The organism is Aeromicrobium jepli (genome assembly GCF_047246605.1).
Taxonomy (GTDB): domain Bacteria; phylum Actinomycetota; class Actinomycetes; order Propionibacteriales; family Nocardioidaceae; genus Aeromicrobium.
Window position 1 is genome coordinate 132630 of the sequence record NZ_JBFOKO010000006.1, and the last position, 15932, is coordinate 148561.

General features: G+C 68.8%; 8 protein-coding genes. 4 read left to right on the plus strand and 4 right to left on the minus strand.

Annotation, left to right across the window (positions count from 1 at the left end; translation table 11 throughout):
* Positions 1–163 precede the first annotated feature (163 nt).
* The gene (locus AB3M81_RS12940) at positions 164–1783 is read left to right on the plus strand and encodes a sigma-70 family RNA polymerase sigma factor (RefSeq protein WP_412904324.1); all 1620 of its coding nucleotides are present in this window, start codon (positions 164–166) and stop codon (positions 1781–1783) included.
* A gap of 59 nt (positions 1784–1842) precedes the next feature.
* On the opposite strand, the gene phoH2 is transcribed toward AB3M81_RS12940, so the two are convergent.
* Together phoH2 and AB3M81_RS12950 are read right to left on the minus strand one after the other, a co-directional pair.
* On the minus strand, positions 1843–3168 hold the full coding sequence (gene phoH2, locus AB3M81_RS12945; RefSeq protein WP_412904325.1) for an RNA 5'-3' helicase PhoH2: 1326 nt from the start codon (positions 3166–3168) through the stop codon (positions 1843–1845).
* A 185-nt stretch (positions 3169–3353) separates the two neighbouring features.
* On the minus strand, positions 3354–4115 hold the full coding sequence (locus tag AB3M81_RS12950) for an isoprenyl transferase (protein WP_412904326.1): 762 nt from the start codon (positions 4113–4115) through the stop codon (positions 3354–3356).
* A 92-nt stretch (positions 4116–4207) separates the two neighbouring features.
* On the opposite strand from AB3M81_RS12950, the gene trhA reads away from it, so the two are divergent.
* Positions 4208–4912: a PAQR family membrane homeostasis protein TrhA gene (gene trhA, locus AB3M81_RS12955; RefSeq protein WP_412904327.1), complete on the plus strand. Its 705-nt coding sequence runs from the start codon at positions 4208–4210 to the stop codon at positions 4910–4912.
* On the opposite strand, the gene AB3M81_RS12960 is transcribed toward trhA, so the two are convergent.
* Positions 4881–6911, minus strand: coding sequence for a thioredoxin domain-containing protein (locus tag AB3M81_RS12960; RefSeq protein ID WP_412904328.1), 2031 nt, complete (start codon positions 6909–6911; stop codon positions 4881–4883). The genes trhA and AB3M81_RS12960 overlap by 32 nt on opposite strands.
* A gap of 121 nt (positions 6912–7032) precedes the next feature.
* Between AB3M81_RS12960 and AB3M81_RS12965 the strand changes: the two genes are divergently transcribed.
* Positions 7033–8439, plus strand: a complete 1407-nt coding sequence (locus tag AB3M81_RS12965) for a hypothetical protein (RefSeq protein WP_412904329.1) — start codon at positions 7033–7035, stop codon at positions 8437–8439.
* A 74-nt stretch (positions 8440–8513) separates the two neighbouring features.
* Here AB3M81_RS12965 and AB3M81_RS12970 read toward each other — a convergent pair whose 3' ends face one another.
* Positions 8514–12737, minus strand: a complete 4224-nt coding sequence (locus AB3M81_RS12970) for an NACHT domain-containing protein (RefSeq protein WP_412904330.1) — start codon at positions 12735–12737, stop codon at positions 8514–8516.
* 375 nt (positions 12738–13112) lie between these two features.
* On the opposite strand from AB3M81_RS12970, the gene mobF reads away from it, so the two are divergent.
* The gene (mobF, locus tag AB3M81_RS12975) at positions 13113–15686 is read left to right on the plus strand and encodes a MobF family relaxase (RefSeq protein ID WP_412904331.1); all 2574 of its coding nucleotides are present in this window, start codon (positions 13113–13115) and stop codon (positions 15684–15686) included.
* The last annotated feature ends 246 nt before the right edge of the window (positions 15687–15932 follow it).

The window sequence follows — 15932 nt, forward strand, 5'->3', positions numbered from 1 at the left end:
GCGGCTCCTCGTCACCCCAACGACGAGGAGCGCCTCCACCCATGACGACGCACGACCGACGCGGTCGATGACGCGCGCTCCGGAAGAATCTCGGCTTCTATCCTCCCTGTGCGAAAGTTGGGCCCCGACCGTCATGAAGCCGCCGCTGCGACGTCCTTGAGGTGTGAGGATCTTCCGGCGTGCGCACCCGCAGTACGGCCCGGCGGACGACGGCACGCTGCTCGGCCGCGCCCGCGAGGGCGACCAGGCCGCCTTCGCGGAGCTCTACGAGCGGCACGAGCCGATGGCCCGCCGGGCAGCGGCCCAGCTCGCGCCCGCGAGCGACGTGGACGACGTCGTCGCCGAGGCCTTCGCCCGCACCCTGTCCGCCCTGCACCGTGGCGGTGGTCCCACCGCGAACTTCCCGGGCTACGTCTACACCGCCGTGCGCCGCACCCACATCGACCGGGTGCGACGCAACGCTCGCCAGGTGCCCGTCGATCCAGGCGACCTCGTCGGCACGCTCGTCGAGGACGACGGAACCGAGGCGCGGCTCAAGGGCACGACCCTGCAGGCCGCGTTCGCGAGCCTGAAGCCACGCTGGCGCCAGGTGCTGTGGCTGTGCGAGGTGGAGCAGCTCTCCCACGCCGAGGCCGGCGAGCGACTCGGCATGCGGCCGAACGCGGTCGCGGCGCTCGCCTACCGGGCGCGGCGGGCGCTGCAGGACGCGTACCTGCGTGAGCACGTCACCGCGGCGCGCGACCCCGCCTGCGCCGCGATCCGCGCGCTCCTCCCCTCGCACGTGAACGGGCGCACGTCGGCGGCGGAGGCGGGCCGGGTCGAGGCGCACGTCGATCGCTGCGCCGCGTGCCGGACTTGCCTGGAGGACCTGCGCGAGGCGCGGGCGAACCTCGGCGTGCTCCTGCTCCCGGTCGCCGTGACGGCCGGCGGAGCGGCGCTCGTCCCCACCGTCGGCGCGGCGGGAGCCACGCTGGCGGCCCCCGCCGGCGGGTCGGCCGCGCCGGGCGGCCTCGGAGGCCTCGGTGCCGTCGCGTCGGTGCCGTCGCTCGCGGTCGCGGCTGCTGGCGTCGCGGTGGTCGCCAGCGCCGCCGTGCTGCTCGGTCCCGGCGCCACCCGCACGGCGGATCACGTGCTGGCCGATCCTCCGGCCGCCACGGCGTCGCCCGAGGCGCCGAGTGTCCCGCGCCCCACGGCCCGCGCGACCCGACGACCCACGCCGGCACCGGCGCCCGTCGTGACCTCGCCTCCGGTGACGCTCGAGACTCCCACGCCCCCGGCACCCGATCCCCGTCCGGAGCCAGACACGGTCGACGTCCCCGCCGTCGTCCCGCCGCGCGAGCCCGTCGAGATGATCCCGCCTGCGCCGGAGCTCGAGCCCGCACCCAGCCCGGAGCCCTCGCCCGAGCCCAGCCCCGAGCCGACCATCGGGACGGAGGAGGTCCGCAACCCCCGGATCAGCCTCGTGGAGGACACCGAGTCGCCACGCGGTGCCGCGTGGCGGCGGATCGTCGTGACGCTCGACGACGCCCTGGCCGGCGACAGCCTGCGCCTGCGGACGAGCGGCGCCTCCGGGTACTGCCTGCGGACGTGTGGGTCCCTGAGCCCCGCGAGCACCTTGACCGTGTGGTGGTCGCTCGGGACGGACGGCCGCTCGTCGCTGTCGGTCGACGTGCTGCCCGAGCGGCGCATGGTCCTGGACATCGCCCTGTCCACTTCGTCAGCCGACGACGACCCCCTGGACAACACCGCGACGCACGCGATCGAGCGACCCGTCGCCCGATGAGGGTGGCCGGGCGTCCGTCCCTTCCCCGGACGGTCACCCGGCCACCGCTGCACGCCGTCTCAGGGCGTGACGTCCTCCAGCATCTCGGTGACGAGCGCGGCCACGGGCGAGCGCTCCGAGCGGGTCAGCGTGACGTGGGCGAACAGCGGGTGCCCCTTCAGCTTCTCCACCACGGCGACGATGCCGTCGTAGCGGCCGACCCGCAGGTTGTCGCGCTGCGCGACGTCGTGCGTCAGGACGACCTTGGAGTTCGCCCCGATGCGCGACAGCACCGTCAGCAGGACGTTGCGCTCGAGCGACTGGGCCTCGTCGACGATGACGAACGCGTCGTGCAGGGAGCGACCGCGGATGTGCGTGAGCGGCAGCACCTCGAGCATCTGGCGGTCGACGATCTCCTCGACCACGTGCGGCGAGGCGACCGCGCCGAGCGTGTCGAACACGGCCTGGCCCCACGGGCCCATCTTCTCCTCGGAGCTGCCGGGCAGGTAGCCCAGCTCCTGCCCACCCACCGCGTAGAGCGGGCGGAACACGATGACCTTCTTGTGCTGGCGGCGCTCCATGACGGCCTCGAGGCCCGCACAGATCGCGAGCGCCGACTTGCCCGTGCCGGCGCGGCCACCGAGCGAGACGATGCCGACCTCGGGATCGAGCAGCAGGTCCAGCGCGACGCGCTGCTCGGCGGAGCGGCCGTGGATGCCGAACGCCTCACGGTCGCCGCGCACGAGCTGCACGTGCTTGTCGGCCGTGACGCGACCGAGTGCGCTGCCCTTGTCCGACAGCAGCACGAGTCCCGTGTGGCACGGCAGCCCGCGTGCGGCCTCGAGGTCCACCTGGCCGTGCTCGTACAGGTCGTCGAGGTCGGCGGAGTCGACCTCGACCTCGTCCATCCCGGTCCAGCCGGTCTCCAGCGCCCACTCGGCGCGGTACTCCTCGGCCGTCAGGCCCACCGCCGACGCCTTGACGCGCATCGGCAGGTCCTTGGAGACCAGCACGACGTCGTGGCCCTCGTCGGCGAGGTTCTTCGCGACGGACAGGATCCGCGTGTCGTTGTCGCCCAGCCGGAAGCCGGACGGCAGCGACGAGGAGTCCGTGTGGTTGAGCTCGACCCGCAGGCTGCCGCCCTCGTCGCCGACCAGGACCGGGACGTCGAGGGTGCCGTGCGTGACCCGCAGGTCGTCGAGGAACCGCAGCGCGTTGCGGGCGAAGTACCCGAGCTCGGGATGGTGGCGCTTGGCCTCCAGCTCGGTGATGACCACGACCGGGATCACGACCTCGTGCTCGCCGAAGCGGGCCATGGAGGCCGGATCGGCCAGCAGGACGCTCGTGTCGAGCACGTAGGTGCGGTGGTCGGGCCGGGACGGAGTCGCGCTCTTGGATGCAGCCACGGTGATCTCCTCGAGAGCCACGCGCGCGCCCAGCGCCCAGCCCTCACTAGTGGGTGTGGGCCTGGGCCTTCCGGTGACCGAAAGGCTCCTGGTGGAGCATGGGCACACCCCGAAGGTACGACCGCGTCGTGTCCGTCCGGGGACGCCACGCTGAACGGATTCCGGCGTGTCGCGGACCGGGCTCGTCAGCCGCCGAAGCGGCGCTCGCGGGCGGCGTAGGAGCGCATCGCCCGCAGGAAGTCGACGCGGCGCAGCGCGGGCCACAGCGCGTCGCAGAAGTAGAACTCCGAGTGCACGCTCTGCCACAGCAGGAACCCACTGAGCCGCTGCTCGCCGGACGTCCGGATGACGAGGTCGGGGTCCGGCTGCCCCTTCGTGTAGAGGTGCTCGGCGATGTGGTCCACCTCGAGCGTCGAGGCGACGTCCTCCAGCGACCGGCCCTTGCCGGCCTCCTCCAGCAGCAGCGAGCGCATCGCGTCGGTGAGCTCCTGGCGACCGCCGTAGCCGACGCACACGTTGACGGCCAGGCCCGTCTCGATCGAGGCGGTCAGGTCGGCGGCGCGCTTGAGCCGGGCGGCCGACTCGGCGGGCAGCATGTCGAGGTTGCCGATGAGGCGCAGCCGGTATCCCGTGGTGGCGAGGTCCTCGACGAGGCGCTCGATGACGAGCAGCAGCGCGGCGAGCTCGTCGGCGGAGCGGCGCAGGTTGTCCGTCGACAGCAGCCACAGCGTGACGATCTCGACGCCGAGCTCGTCGCACCAGCCCAGGAACTCGCTGATCTTGTCCGCGCCGGCCTGGTAGCCGTGGTCGACGCCGGTCCCCGCGCCGCGGGCCCAGCGCCGGTTGCCGTCCACGATCGCGCCGACGTGGCGCGGGAGTCGCTCGGGGTCGAGCCCCCTGGCGAGGCGGCGTTCGTACGCGCCGTAGAGGAGATCGGTGACCGGCATGGCGCCAGAGTACGCCGCGGCCGCGGCGGTGGGACGACCATCACGCGATCGGCCGACGGGCGGGTGCGGCCCCGACGACTATTCTTGGCCTCATGCCGTCCTCCCAGTCCGAGACCCTTGTCGACGAGGTCGGTGGGCGCCTGCGCGGAACCGTCCAGGAGATCAAGCCGAAGCTGCGCGGCTGGCTGCACGCCGCCACCGCGCCGCTCGCGCTGATCTCGTTCCTGGTCATGCTGGTGCTGGCCGAGAGTCGCGAGGCGCGCGCCGGCATCGCGGTCTTCATGTTCAGTGCCCTGCTGCTGTTCGGCGTCAGCGCGGTCTACCACACCGTGCCGTGGCGCGAACGAGCCGCGCAGATCCTGCGCCGCCTCGACCACTCCAACATCTTCGTGATGATCGCCGGCTCGTACACGCCGTTCTCGCTGCTGCTGCTGGAGCCGCGGCAGACCGCCGTGCTGCTGACCCTCGTGTGGGGCGGCGCCCTGCTGGGCGTGCTGTTCAAGGTCTTCTGGCTGTCGGCGCCGCGCTGGGTCTACGTGCCGCTGTACCTGGCGCTCGGCTGGGCCGCGCTGATCTACCTGCCCGACTTCATGGCGCAGGCGTCCACGGCGGTCTTCTCGATGCTGGTCATCGGCGGCGCGCTGTACACGCTCGGCGCCGTCGTCTACGGCTTCAAGTGGCCCGACCCGAACCCGCGCTGGTTCGGCTACCACGAGGTCTTCCACGCGCTGACCATCGCGGCCTTCATCGTGCACTACATCGGCGTCAGCCTCTTGGTGTACGGCCAGTCGGGCTGACGCCCGCCAGCGCGGCCGGGTCGGTGACCGGCAGGGCGCACACGAAGTCGCGGCACACGTAGGCCGTGGGCCGTCCGTCGATCGCCTCGCGGTCGGCCAGCAGGGGCACCTGCGAGCCGGGCTGCCCCGCCACCACGACGGCGCCCGGTGTGGTGAGCGCGAGGGCCGCGCGGTGCATCTCTCCCCCGACCTCGCCGACCACGGCGACCTCGGCCGGGCCCGCGTGCAGCGCCTCGGCCGCCGCCAGCGTCCAGCCGGCGAATCGCGGGGCGCCCGTGGCAACGAGGGCGGCCGACTCGACGGACGCGTGCGCGGCCTCGCGCATGCCGTGGTCGCCGGTGACGGCCGCCAGCGCGAGCAGCCCGTGCGCCACCGAGGACGACCCGGAGGGGTGCGCGTTGTCCGAGACGTCACGAGGCCGCACCAGCAGGGCCTCGGTGTCGTCGGCGGTGTCGTACCAGCCGCCGTCCTCGGCGCGGAAGTGCTCGAGGACCCGGATGGCGATGCGGTGCGCGCGGTCGAGCCAGCGCTCGTCGCCCGTGGCGCCGAGCACCGTGACGAACGCCTCGAGGACGGCGCCGTGGTCCTCCAGGACGGCCGCGTGCTCGGAGCGGACGCCGGCGAGCGAGGTGCGGACGAACCCGGGCTCGACGTGCAGGTCCCACAGCAGCTCGGCTGCGGCGACGGCGGCGTCGACGAGCTCGGGGCGGTCGAGCAGCAGCCCCGTCTCGGCGAGCGCGGTGACGGCGTACCCGTTCCAGGCCGCCACCACCTTGTCGTCACGAGCGGGTCGCGTGCGCTCGGCCCGGACCTCGAGCAGCCGGGCGCGGACACGCTGCCAGCGCTCGGCGTCGTCCGGGTCCTCCAGCAGCTGCAGCGTGGAGAAGCCGCGCTCGAACGTGCCGGGTCCGGTGACCGACAGCAGCTTCACGGCCCACACGGCGTCCTGCGTGCCGAGCGCCTTCATGAGCTGGTGCGGGTTCCACACGTAGTACGTGCCCTCGTGACCGTCGCTGTCGGCGTCGAGCGCGGAGGCGAAGCCGCCCTCGTCCGTGCGCAGCTCGGCGAGTATGAAGTCGGCCGTCTCGTGGCAGATGCGCTCGGCGAGTGCCGCCTGGGGTCCCGTGTCGTCGCCCTGTGCGCGCAGCGCCCGCAGCCAGTGCAGGTAGGCGCGCAGCAGCATCGCGTTGTCGTAGAGCATCTTCTCGAAGTGGGGCACGCGCCAGAAGCGGTCGACGCTGTAGCGGGCGAAGCCGCCGCCGAGCTGGTCGTACATGCCGCCGCGGGCCATCGCCTCGAACGTGCGGCAGACCGCCTCCCAGCCCCGGGGGTCGCCCGTCCGGTCGTGCTGCCGCAGCAGGAACTCGAGCACCATCGACGGCGGGAACTTCGGCGCGGCGCCGAAGCCGCCGGCCTCGGCGTCGAACTGCTCCAGCAGGGTCCCCGCAGCCCCGTCGAGGTCGCTCACCGTGAGCGGGTCGCCCCCGACCTCGTCAGCCGTCGTCAGGAACTGCCGGACCCCGGCGGCGGACTCGTCGACCTCGTCGCGGCGGTTCTGCCACGCGTCCGCGAGCGCCTGCAGGATCTGCGAGAACGCCGGATGGCCGGACGTCGGCTCGGGCGGGAAGTACGTGCCGGCGAAGAACGGCTCCCCGGCGGGCGTGAGCACGCACGTCATGGGCCAGCCGCCCTGCCCGGTCATGGCCTGCGTGGCCCGCATGTAGATCGCGTCGATGTCGGGCCGCTCCTCGCGGTCGACCTTGATGTTGACGAAGTGCTCGTTCATGTACGCGGCGACGCCCTCGTCCTCGAAGGACTCGTGCGCCATGACGTGGCACCAGTGGCAGGCGGCGTATCCGACCGACAGGAGAATTGGTGTATCACGGCGCTTCGCCTCGGCCAGTGCTTCCGGTCCCCACTCCCACCAATCCACTGGATTTCCAGCATGTTGTCGCAGGTAGGGAGACTGAGATTGGGCGAGGCGATTGGCCATTTCCATGACTCCTGACGAGTGGCAGATGTATCACTTTTGTCGGAGTGATACACGAGAGTGATACACGAAGCGACGTTCTGCAGGCGCGAGCTGCACACCTGACTTCCAGCCTAGGGAGGAGACGCACATGGCACCTCGCAAGAAGCCGACGCTGTTGGCTCAGGGCAAGCCACGCACGCTCGGCGGGAGCACGCGGCCGTGGCGCGTGCGGCTATATGCACCGGCGCCCGGCGGCACCAAGTACCAGGTGATGTTCCGCGCCCCGGCTGGTGAGGATGAACCGTGGAAGCGCGTGCTGCGCCGTGCCAGTTCCGAAGCCGAGGCTCGCCAGATCTTCGCCCAGGCCGAAGCCGCGCTGGACACCGAACAGGCGCTCCCGGTCGGCGCCGACGTGCGTACCTCGCGCACCATCCGCATGCTCGGCGAGGAGTACCTGCGCGACAGCATCGCTCGCGGCAAGCACCCGCGGACGATGGAGCAGCGCGCGTCGCGCCTCAACGCGCACATCGTGCCGACCATCGGCGACGTGCCGGTGACGAAGTGGCGCGTCGAGCACAGTCGCAAGGTGATGGAGAAGGGCGGCAAGACGGTCTTCTCCACCCGCGGACGCGAGGACCTGCGTGGCCAACTCGCCGCGATGCGCAAGCTCGCTTGGCGGCTCGGTTGGCTCGACCGCAGCATCGACCCGCTCGACGGGCTCGAGATCGCGCGAGCGAACGTGCTCCACGGCGCGACGATGCACTACGTGGACCCGCGCCTGCGACCCGAGACCCGTCAGGTGCGCGCGATGGCCGCCGCGGCGGATTACCTCTGCGGGCCAGAGGGCACCGACCCGCAAATGACCCGGCTCCCGCTGTTCGGCACCAAGATCCGTGTCGCCGGTTTCGGCGGACTGCGCCTCGGCGAGCAGAACGCGCTGCGCGCGATCGACGTCTTCTTCGACCGGGGATACGTCCACGTCAACGGCTCGTGGACCACGCCGCGCGGACAGGACCCCTTCCGCGGCCCAGTGAAGAACCACACCGTGCACGAGGTGCCGCTGCCTCGGTCGCTCATGGAGGGCGAGCTCCTCCCCCGCGTGAAGGAACTTCTCAGCCTGCCCGCCACGGCGTCACTCCAGCAGGTCACCAACGCACAGGAGTTCGAGCGCCAGCGCCGCGCCAACTTGGCTGCACGTCAACCGGACAAGAACCTCACCTGGTGGAACTTCCCGGTCCCGCCCGAGGACGAGCAGTGGTTGTTCGTCGACACCTTCACCGGCGTACCGGTGAAGCCGGAGTGGCACAACGACCGCTGGCACCGCGTCCGCGAGTGGGTCGACGAGAACGATCCCGAGAACGCCTGGCCCCGCACGATCGTCTACCGCAACCTCCGCCACCACGCCGCCACAAAGTGGTTCCACGACGAGCTCGGCGAGCCGTGGGAGGTCGTCGCACAGTACCTCGGCGACATGCTCACGACGGTCCTCAACCACTACGTCCGCGCCGGCGAGGACGCCCTCCGCGACTCCATCAGTAAATTGGCATACCTATAGCTAGATCGATTTGCGCCAGCGGGTCAGTCCCGCATAGCTGGCATGCCGCGGCGTACCGAACCTTCATGCGGCGGTCACCCAGCGTCCCCGCCTGTACTAGGCTCCTCCGACCCCCGATCAGCGGGTTGAGTGATGATGCCCAGCGCCGCTGGGAGGTTCTCCTCCTCTTCGGCGGTTTCCATGTCCCCCCGGTGGACGGTGAGGACGGGGCCCTCTTGGTCGTCCCGGGATCCGTCGCACGACATGACCATCCCGTACCAGAAATCAGACGAAGCCAACCCATCGAACTCGTCTCCCGGATTGTCCAGGCGCGGCAGAGCATGGCGCTCCCCGAGAACGCCGACGACGAGGTCGAAACCAGTGGCAGCGAGTCGGTCGCGTAACCAGCTTGGGTCGGCGACCAACACGGACTGATAGTCCTCGCCGTCATGGACCTCGATTGAACGCGCGACGGTCATGTCTGCGGATTGCCACTCGGCTCGGTCGCCGCTCCACGTCGCATCACCCAACAACCGGTCCGTGGGGACGTAGAAATCGACGCTGGCGTCGAGTGAGCAATCGAGTGCGCTGCCCTCCCACAGGTACTGCTCGACCGCCGGCAGGGGGAAGATCCCGGCCTCTCGTACCCGATGGTCAAAGTGCGGCTCTTCGAGGATCGGAGCTTTGGCGATCGGCGCCCACCCGAGCTCACCGACATATCGCCCTCGAATCAGGTTGCTGTCATCCATCCACCGGCCACGAAGGGTGTGCTTCCGGAAGAGGTCAAGAAGCTTGCCCCCGTCGCCTCCCGGGACGAGCCACGAGAAGTGAAGGTGAAAAACGTCCCGTTCGCGCTTGTACATCCCGGATCGAGCGGCATTGCTTCGGTCCCAGCTTGCATAGCGTTGCAGTGCGACCCACTGCCGACCGCCGTCATCGATCGGGCGGAACACCTGGTCCGCGCGACACAAGTCAGCGTCCTGTTCGACCCACCGATCGGGTTCGACCGCGCTTTGAAGGTCAGGAGCCTCCAATGCCGCCCACTTAGCGACCTTGTCCCCCGTCAACGCAAGGTGCTGCGGGACCCCTACACCAGGCAGCGGAAGGCACGGGTCAAGATCTCTCCCGTACCACGTCCAGGGCCCTTGGTACTTGCTGCCGTAGGTTCGAGCAACGTCCGAGGCGAGATGAAAGTTGTCTGCCAATCTCGCAAGGAGCTCGTGGAGCGCAATCCACTGGTATTTCTTCCCGAACCGCTCCGCCTTGTGGCTCTCCCGCCCCCGATCACGCGCGTACTCGTGCTCGAAGTCCTCGAAGCGCTCAGGTGTCCAACCCATGCCAATGGCTCTGTGCGCGATCCAGCGCCCAGCCCATTCTTCGTCGGTGCGGGCGAGTGGGTGTGCGTACCCGCCGGAGGGCTCCGGCCCAGATAATGGAAATCGACTGAACGACTGCACATCACTCTTCATCACGTACTTGTGGAAATCGCCCATCCAGGTCAAGCACGACGACAAGATGGCGTAAGCGCGCCACGGCCCGTAAGTGCCCCCGGACTTCACGACTCCGTAATCTGCTTCGAGCTCTTCGGCGGTCGGCGGGTCCACAGGCACCGACGAGGTAAAAGGCGGTTCACAATGAGCCCGCTGGTCGAGGTTGTAATGCCCCCTGGACTCTGCCCAGTGGGCGATGCCTCGTGCCGAGTCGCGCGCAAGGACATGAACCGGCATTTCGTCGCGCGGCCAGTCTGCGAGCGCGGCGCAGATCGCCTGCGCACCGCTCGGATCTCTGTCGCCGGCAATCATTAGCGCGCCGTAGCAGGCGAGAAGCACTCGCTCGTGAACGTACGGGTCGTCAACAGACCTCGCCTTTGCGAGCACCATGCCGCCCACGTTGAGACGCCGCGAGAGCAAGTCGGTGAGGCTCCGCGTCACGGTGTCTCGCAAGTACCGGTTCGGCGAGGTGAGCAGCCACATGAACGTGGTTGCGGCGAGTGCGATCTCCTCATCCGGACTCGCTGGAGTCGTATTTGCAGCCCAGCTTCTGAGACGTCGAAGCGATCCAGAGCCCTCATCGGCGGTGTAGGAGGCGACAGACCAGAGGGCGTCGCGCTCGGCCATCGGCATATCGATCAGCCACCCATGTAACCAGTCAGCGTTTGCCGGATGCCCGAGTCTGGGCCCGAGTCCGATCAGGATGTCTGCCGCTTCGAACTTCTGGTCCCCAGCACCAGCGAAGAGTTGCTGGATAGTCGAGATAGCGCGATCGGAGAACGCTCCGTGATGCCTCTCAACGAGGCTGTCCCGCATTGCGTCGAGCACACGGGCGCCGTCGGCTGAGCCGTTCACGACGTCGACCAACTCGACAGCTCGCTGTTCCGGGAGCAGGACAGCGAGTGCACGCCAAAGCCAAGGAACCTCCGATACTGCCGGCCCCAACTCGTCGTCGTCAGTGATGTTGGCAACGAGCCGTCGGGCGATGAGGTGCTCGCCAAACGCCTGGAATGGAAAGGCGACACGTTCCACGCCAGATCCCCAGGGGTAAAGATCGAACAGGCCTTCGCTGTGCATGACGGAGAAGAGCGTGTTTGGCCACTCTCGGTTCGGAAGCAGCGCGTCAACGGCTGGCTCAAGTTCCGTCCGAAGGACAGGCTGGCCGCCGCTCTCCAGGTAACTATCGAGAACGATGTCGAGGGCCTCGCGGACGACCGTTGAGGTCGGAGCAAGGCGCAGCTGCCTTCTGACACGCTCCATGCGTCCGGCTGCGAATTGATCGAAGACCGTGGAACGACTGGGATCGGTAGCCGGACCTCGGTCTCTGACAACTTCGCACCACATCCGCAGAAACAACGGGTTGGCGAATCCTGGGTCGAAGACCGTGGTCGAGGGCATCGCGATCTTGTACGTCCGGCAGTATGCAGCGACTGCGTCGAGCCACTCACCTCGAAACCCGAAGTGTCGCGTAGTGGCGAGCGTCTTCGGCGGTTCAATCAGCGTCCTGTAGTCGTTCCGGAATGAAACCACGACCGCCACATGAGGATGTTGCTTCGTCTGCGTCAGCAACGACACCAGCTCCGATGACCATCGACGCGGATCCTTGGACTCGTTCAGCGCATCGATCAGGATGACTGCCCGGTGTCCGCGCGCTTCTCCCAACGAGTCGAGCGCTTGAAGGAAATCCGCCGCCCGGTGGTCACCGATATCCAGCATGGCGCGAAGGCTGGTCCACCAGTCACCGTCTGCGAACCGTTGACCGTGGAGCACAACGACGGGGCTTCCCTCTGCGTGCAGGCGCTCCGCGACCCGAAGAATCGTGTGCGTCTTTCCGCTTCCCGCCGGCCCACTAACGGCAAGAGCTCGGTCTGAATACGCGGTGGCCTGTTCCGATGCAAGCAGGTCGGACAGTTCGTACAGGGCGTCTTGCGCGGCTCGGAGCGGCGAAGCTGAGTACTCGGGCAGTTCGCTAGCGCCAGTCAGGGTGCACGCCAGAAGAGTGTCGACGGCCTTGCGAGCTCTATCAATATCGAAGTCGACCAGCGCGACCGATCCGTCACCGTCGCGTTCGCCGAAACGTTCCTTCTTTACCGTGTCCAGCCGCTCCATCCAAGTGACGGCGTCGGCTGTGACTGATCCCCAGATTCCGGTATTCCTGCGGCAGGCGGCAAGCGCCGTTTCGAGCTGCGCCTTGAGAGCTCCGAGGAAGCGATCGCCAGCGGCACACGCTTCAACGACCAAGTTGACGGCGACATCCGTGTCAGCTTCTGGGGTGTATCGCTCGCCGGCCACCTCCTTTGCTTCCTTCAACTTCTCAGCGAACCAATCGTCCGAAAGTTCCAGGGCGCCGAACCAGAACGCACGGCGGCCGGAGTGCTGAGCTCGAGCAAGTTCGCTCAGGACGTCCCCTGCGAGCAGCGTCCGAAACTCGACGTGTTCGGCACCAGGGATGGAATCATGCCAACCCTTGACCGCGTCAGCCCACCGGTCTTGATCGGACTTGCGCTTTCCCTCGCCCGTGTCTGTGAAGTCGTACGGGAGCACGAAGGTCAAGCGGGTCAGCGTCGGGCGTTTGGCGCAGGCTGAGGTGACGGACTCACGCATTCCACCGAGAGCGTCAGCGAGAGAACCATGGAACTTGGCTTGGAACCCCTCGACATGGCCGTCGGCGTATACCTCGTACCACTCGACTCCGGCGTCCGGCGCTCTTGTCTTGCGGGTCTCCACATGGCCGCTCCCGACAGGCGGTCGGAGCTGATATGCCAATTCCTCCCACGCATTCTGTTGCGAGCCACCGTGCTGGCGAATCTCCTGAAGGTTGACGTTCATGCTCGACGGTCAGCTCGCCTCGAAGCCCGACTGGTCAAACTGGAGAATCTTCGCGTTCTCATCGAAGACTGCACCGTGCTTCTCCCGGGCCTGGGGGTATTTCGCCATGGCGGGAACGTACCTCACACGCTCGCGACCATGGGGACGATCTGAACCAACGAACCGTCTACTTGGGCATGTGGCTGGCGAAGGGGATCCCTGGCTCGTCCGAGAATCGAAGACGCTCCGGTCCGACACCACTCGTTGACGGTCATGAACGTCTCAGACATTACCCCTCCGCGGCGGCTTCCTGGCCCTCCCCAACACCCGGCACGCATGCTACGAAAGTTCGTAGAGGCAATCGCGATTCGCACTGATATTCCAGTGGATTGACGGTTGCTGACGATTGTCGACGGGGGCGATTCGGTGCACGGTGGCGCGAAGATCTACCGCGGTTCGCCGGCCGCTGCTCGGCACTACGTCGAGGCGGACCGGTCGCGTGCTGACGACTACTACCTGGCCGAGGGCAGCGGCCTCGCCATGCGCTTTGTCGCCGGCGAGGAAGGTCTCGAGCGACGGCCTGACATGGACGGCCCCACCTACGAGCGCTGGGTTGCTGGACTCGATGTCGAGACCGGGAGGCCGAAGGGTCGCCTGCGGCACGACGACCGAGCGGTGCGGTTCGTCGAGGTCACGGTCAACGGGCCGAAGACGTGGTCGCTCGCGGCTGCTCTGCATCCGGAGGTTGCTGCCGCCTACGACGCAGCCCAGCTGGCCGCGGCGCAGGAGATCGTGGGCTGGCTTGCCTCCCACGCGACGACGCGCGTGGGACCGCGCGGCCGTCAGGTGCAGGTGCCGGTGGAGCAGATCGAGGCGGCGGTGATCCGCCACTACACCTCGCGCGCAGGGGACCCACACCGCCACCTGCATCTCCAAATCAATGCACGGGTGTTTGCGGAAGGGACGTGGCGTGGCCTGCACACCGTCGGCGTGCGCGACAGCCTGGACGCGATCAACGGCATCGGCCACGCCGCCATGATGACCAATCCCGCGTTCCGGGAGACGTTGGCCGCGCACGGACTCACGCTCGACCCGCAGACCGGTGAAGTCCGCGAACTCGCCGACTACGTCGGCTCGTTCAGCGCACGAGCCCGACAGATCGAATCCCACATCGACACCTACGAAGCCGCATGGCGCGTCGACCATCCCGGTGAGGAACCAGGACCTGCCCTGCGACAGGTGTGGGATCGCCGCGCCTGGGCGGACGCCCGTCCCGACAAGGTCGTGCCGGCCTCCGGTGAGGCGCTGCGCGAGCGCTGGGTCGACGAGCTCCAGGAGCTCGGCTACGCGGGACGCCGCGATTCGGTTCGCGCCCCAATTCCCCTCATGCCCGGGACTGTGGATCGCGACGCCCTGGTTGATTTGGCGCTGGTCCGTTTGGGCTCACGACGGTCCGCGTGGAACGCCGCCGATGCTCGCGGCGAGGTCGAGCGTCTGATCGCCGAGTCAGGCCGTCTCGTCGAAGCGCCCGTGCGGCGTGAACTCGCCGAGGATCTCACCGAGCGAGTCATTGCGGCCTCGCGACCGTTGCTGGATCGCGCCGACGTCGCCGAGCATGTGCGAGCCCTGACGTCACCCGAGGTGCTGGCGGTCGAGCACGAGATCGTCGGCCGGATCGTGCGGCGGGCGCAGGACCGCGCCATCGCCGTCGTCGAGGGCGCCGCGGGCGCTGGCAAGACCTCGCGGCTGGCCGCGACACGACGCGCCGCCGAGGCGCGAGGCCACCGGATGCTGCTGGTCAGCCCGACCCGCAAGGCGGCCCAGGTCGCAGCGGGCGAGGTCGGCACGACCGCCCACTCCGTCGCCTGGCTGCTGCACCAACACGGCTACCGCTGGGACGAGGACGGACGCTGGACCAGGCAGCCGCCTGACCCGCAGCCCTCGGCTCGACTGCACCCCGACGACCTGCTGGTCGTCGACGAAGCCGGAATGCTCGACCAGGACACTGCACGAGCACTGCTGCGGCTTGCTGACGAGTCGCGCGTCTCCGTGTTGTTGGTGGGTGACCGGCATCAGCTGCCCGCCGTCGGCCGGGGCGGAGTCCTCGACCTCGCCATCCGGTACGCACCGGACCGGGTCAGCGAACTCGTCGGCGTCCGCCGCTTCACCGATCCGGAGTACGCCTCCCTGTCGCTGCGGATGCGCAGCGGCGAGAAGCCCGAGCAAGTCTTCGACGACCTGTTGCGTCGCGGTGAGATCGTGGTGCACGCCAGCGACGTCGAACGGCAAGCCGCGATGACTGCTCGAGCAACCTTCGGCGACCTGGTGGTCGCCGACACCCGCGAGCAGGTCTCGAGGATCAATGCCCTCGCCCACCAAGTCAGGCGGGACCTCGGCGAGGTCACCGACGCGGTCGTCACGTCCGCGGGTGAGCGGATCGGCATCGGCGACACAGTTGCGACTCGTCGCAACAACCGCGACGCCGATGTCGCCAACCGCGAGACGTGGACCGTGGTCGGCTGCGAGCGCGGGAGCCTCATGGTCAGGGGCGCGGCCGGCAAGCGCGTGCTGTCGGCGGAGTACGTGCACCGGCACGTCGAGCTCGCCTACGCCACCACCGCCTACGGGGCGCAGGGTTCGACCGTGCCGGTCTCGCACGTCCTCATCGGTGAGCACACCGGAGCAGCGTCGGCCTACGTCGGCATGACCCGAGGCCGCGAACACAACATCGCTCATCTCGTCGCCGAGTCCGTCGAGGACGCCCGCGAGCAGTGGGTCGGCGTGTTCGGTCGCGACCGCGCCGACCTCGGTCCCGCTCACGCCCGCGACGCAGCGGCCGAGTCCGTCGACCGCTACGGACCGCAGAAGCCAGCGCCGTACCTAGGACGGCGACGTTCCGCTCGGCCACATCGGCCCGAACCCGCGGCCCCACCGCGGGGCCCGATCTCGGCGCCAAGACTCGATCTCTGATGAGGAGGCACCTCAATGTCCGCCTATGTCGTCGGCTGTCCCGAGTGCTTGATTTTCCTGCCATTGCAGGGTTGACAGGCGGCCCAGAGCCGGCGCACCGTCGAGAGGTGAGCAACGGCCAGACGGTTCCCCGCGCCCGGGTGCGACCTCGACCCGTGGGGCTCCGGCGCCAATCCGGCGTCGATCACGTTTTTCGCTGCAATGCGAGGTGGTGCCGAATCGGCGGCACCGTGAACAACGTTTCCG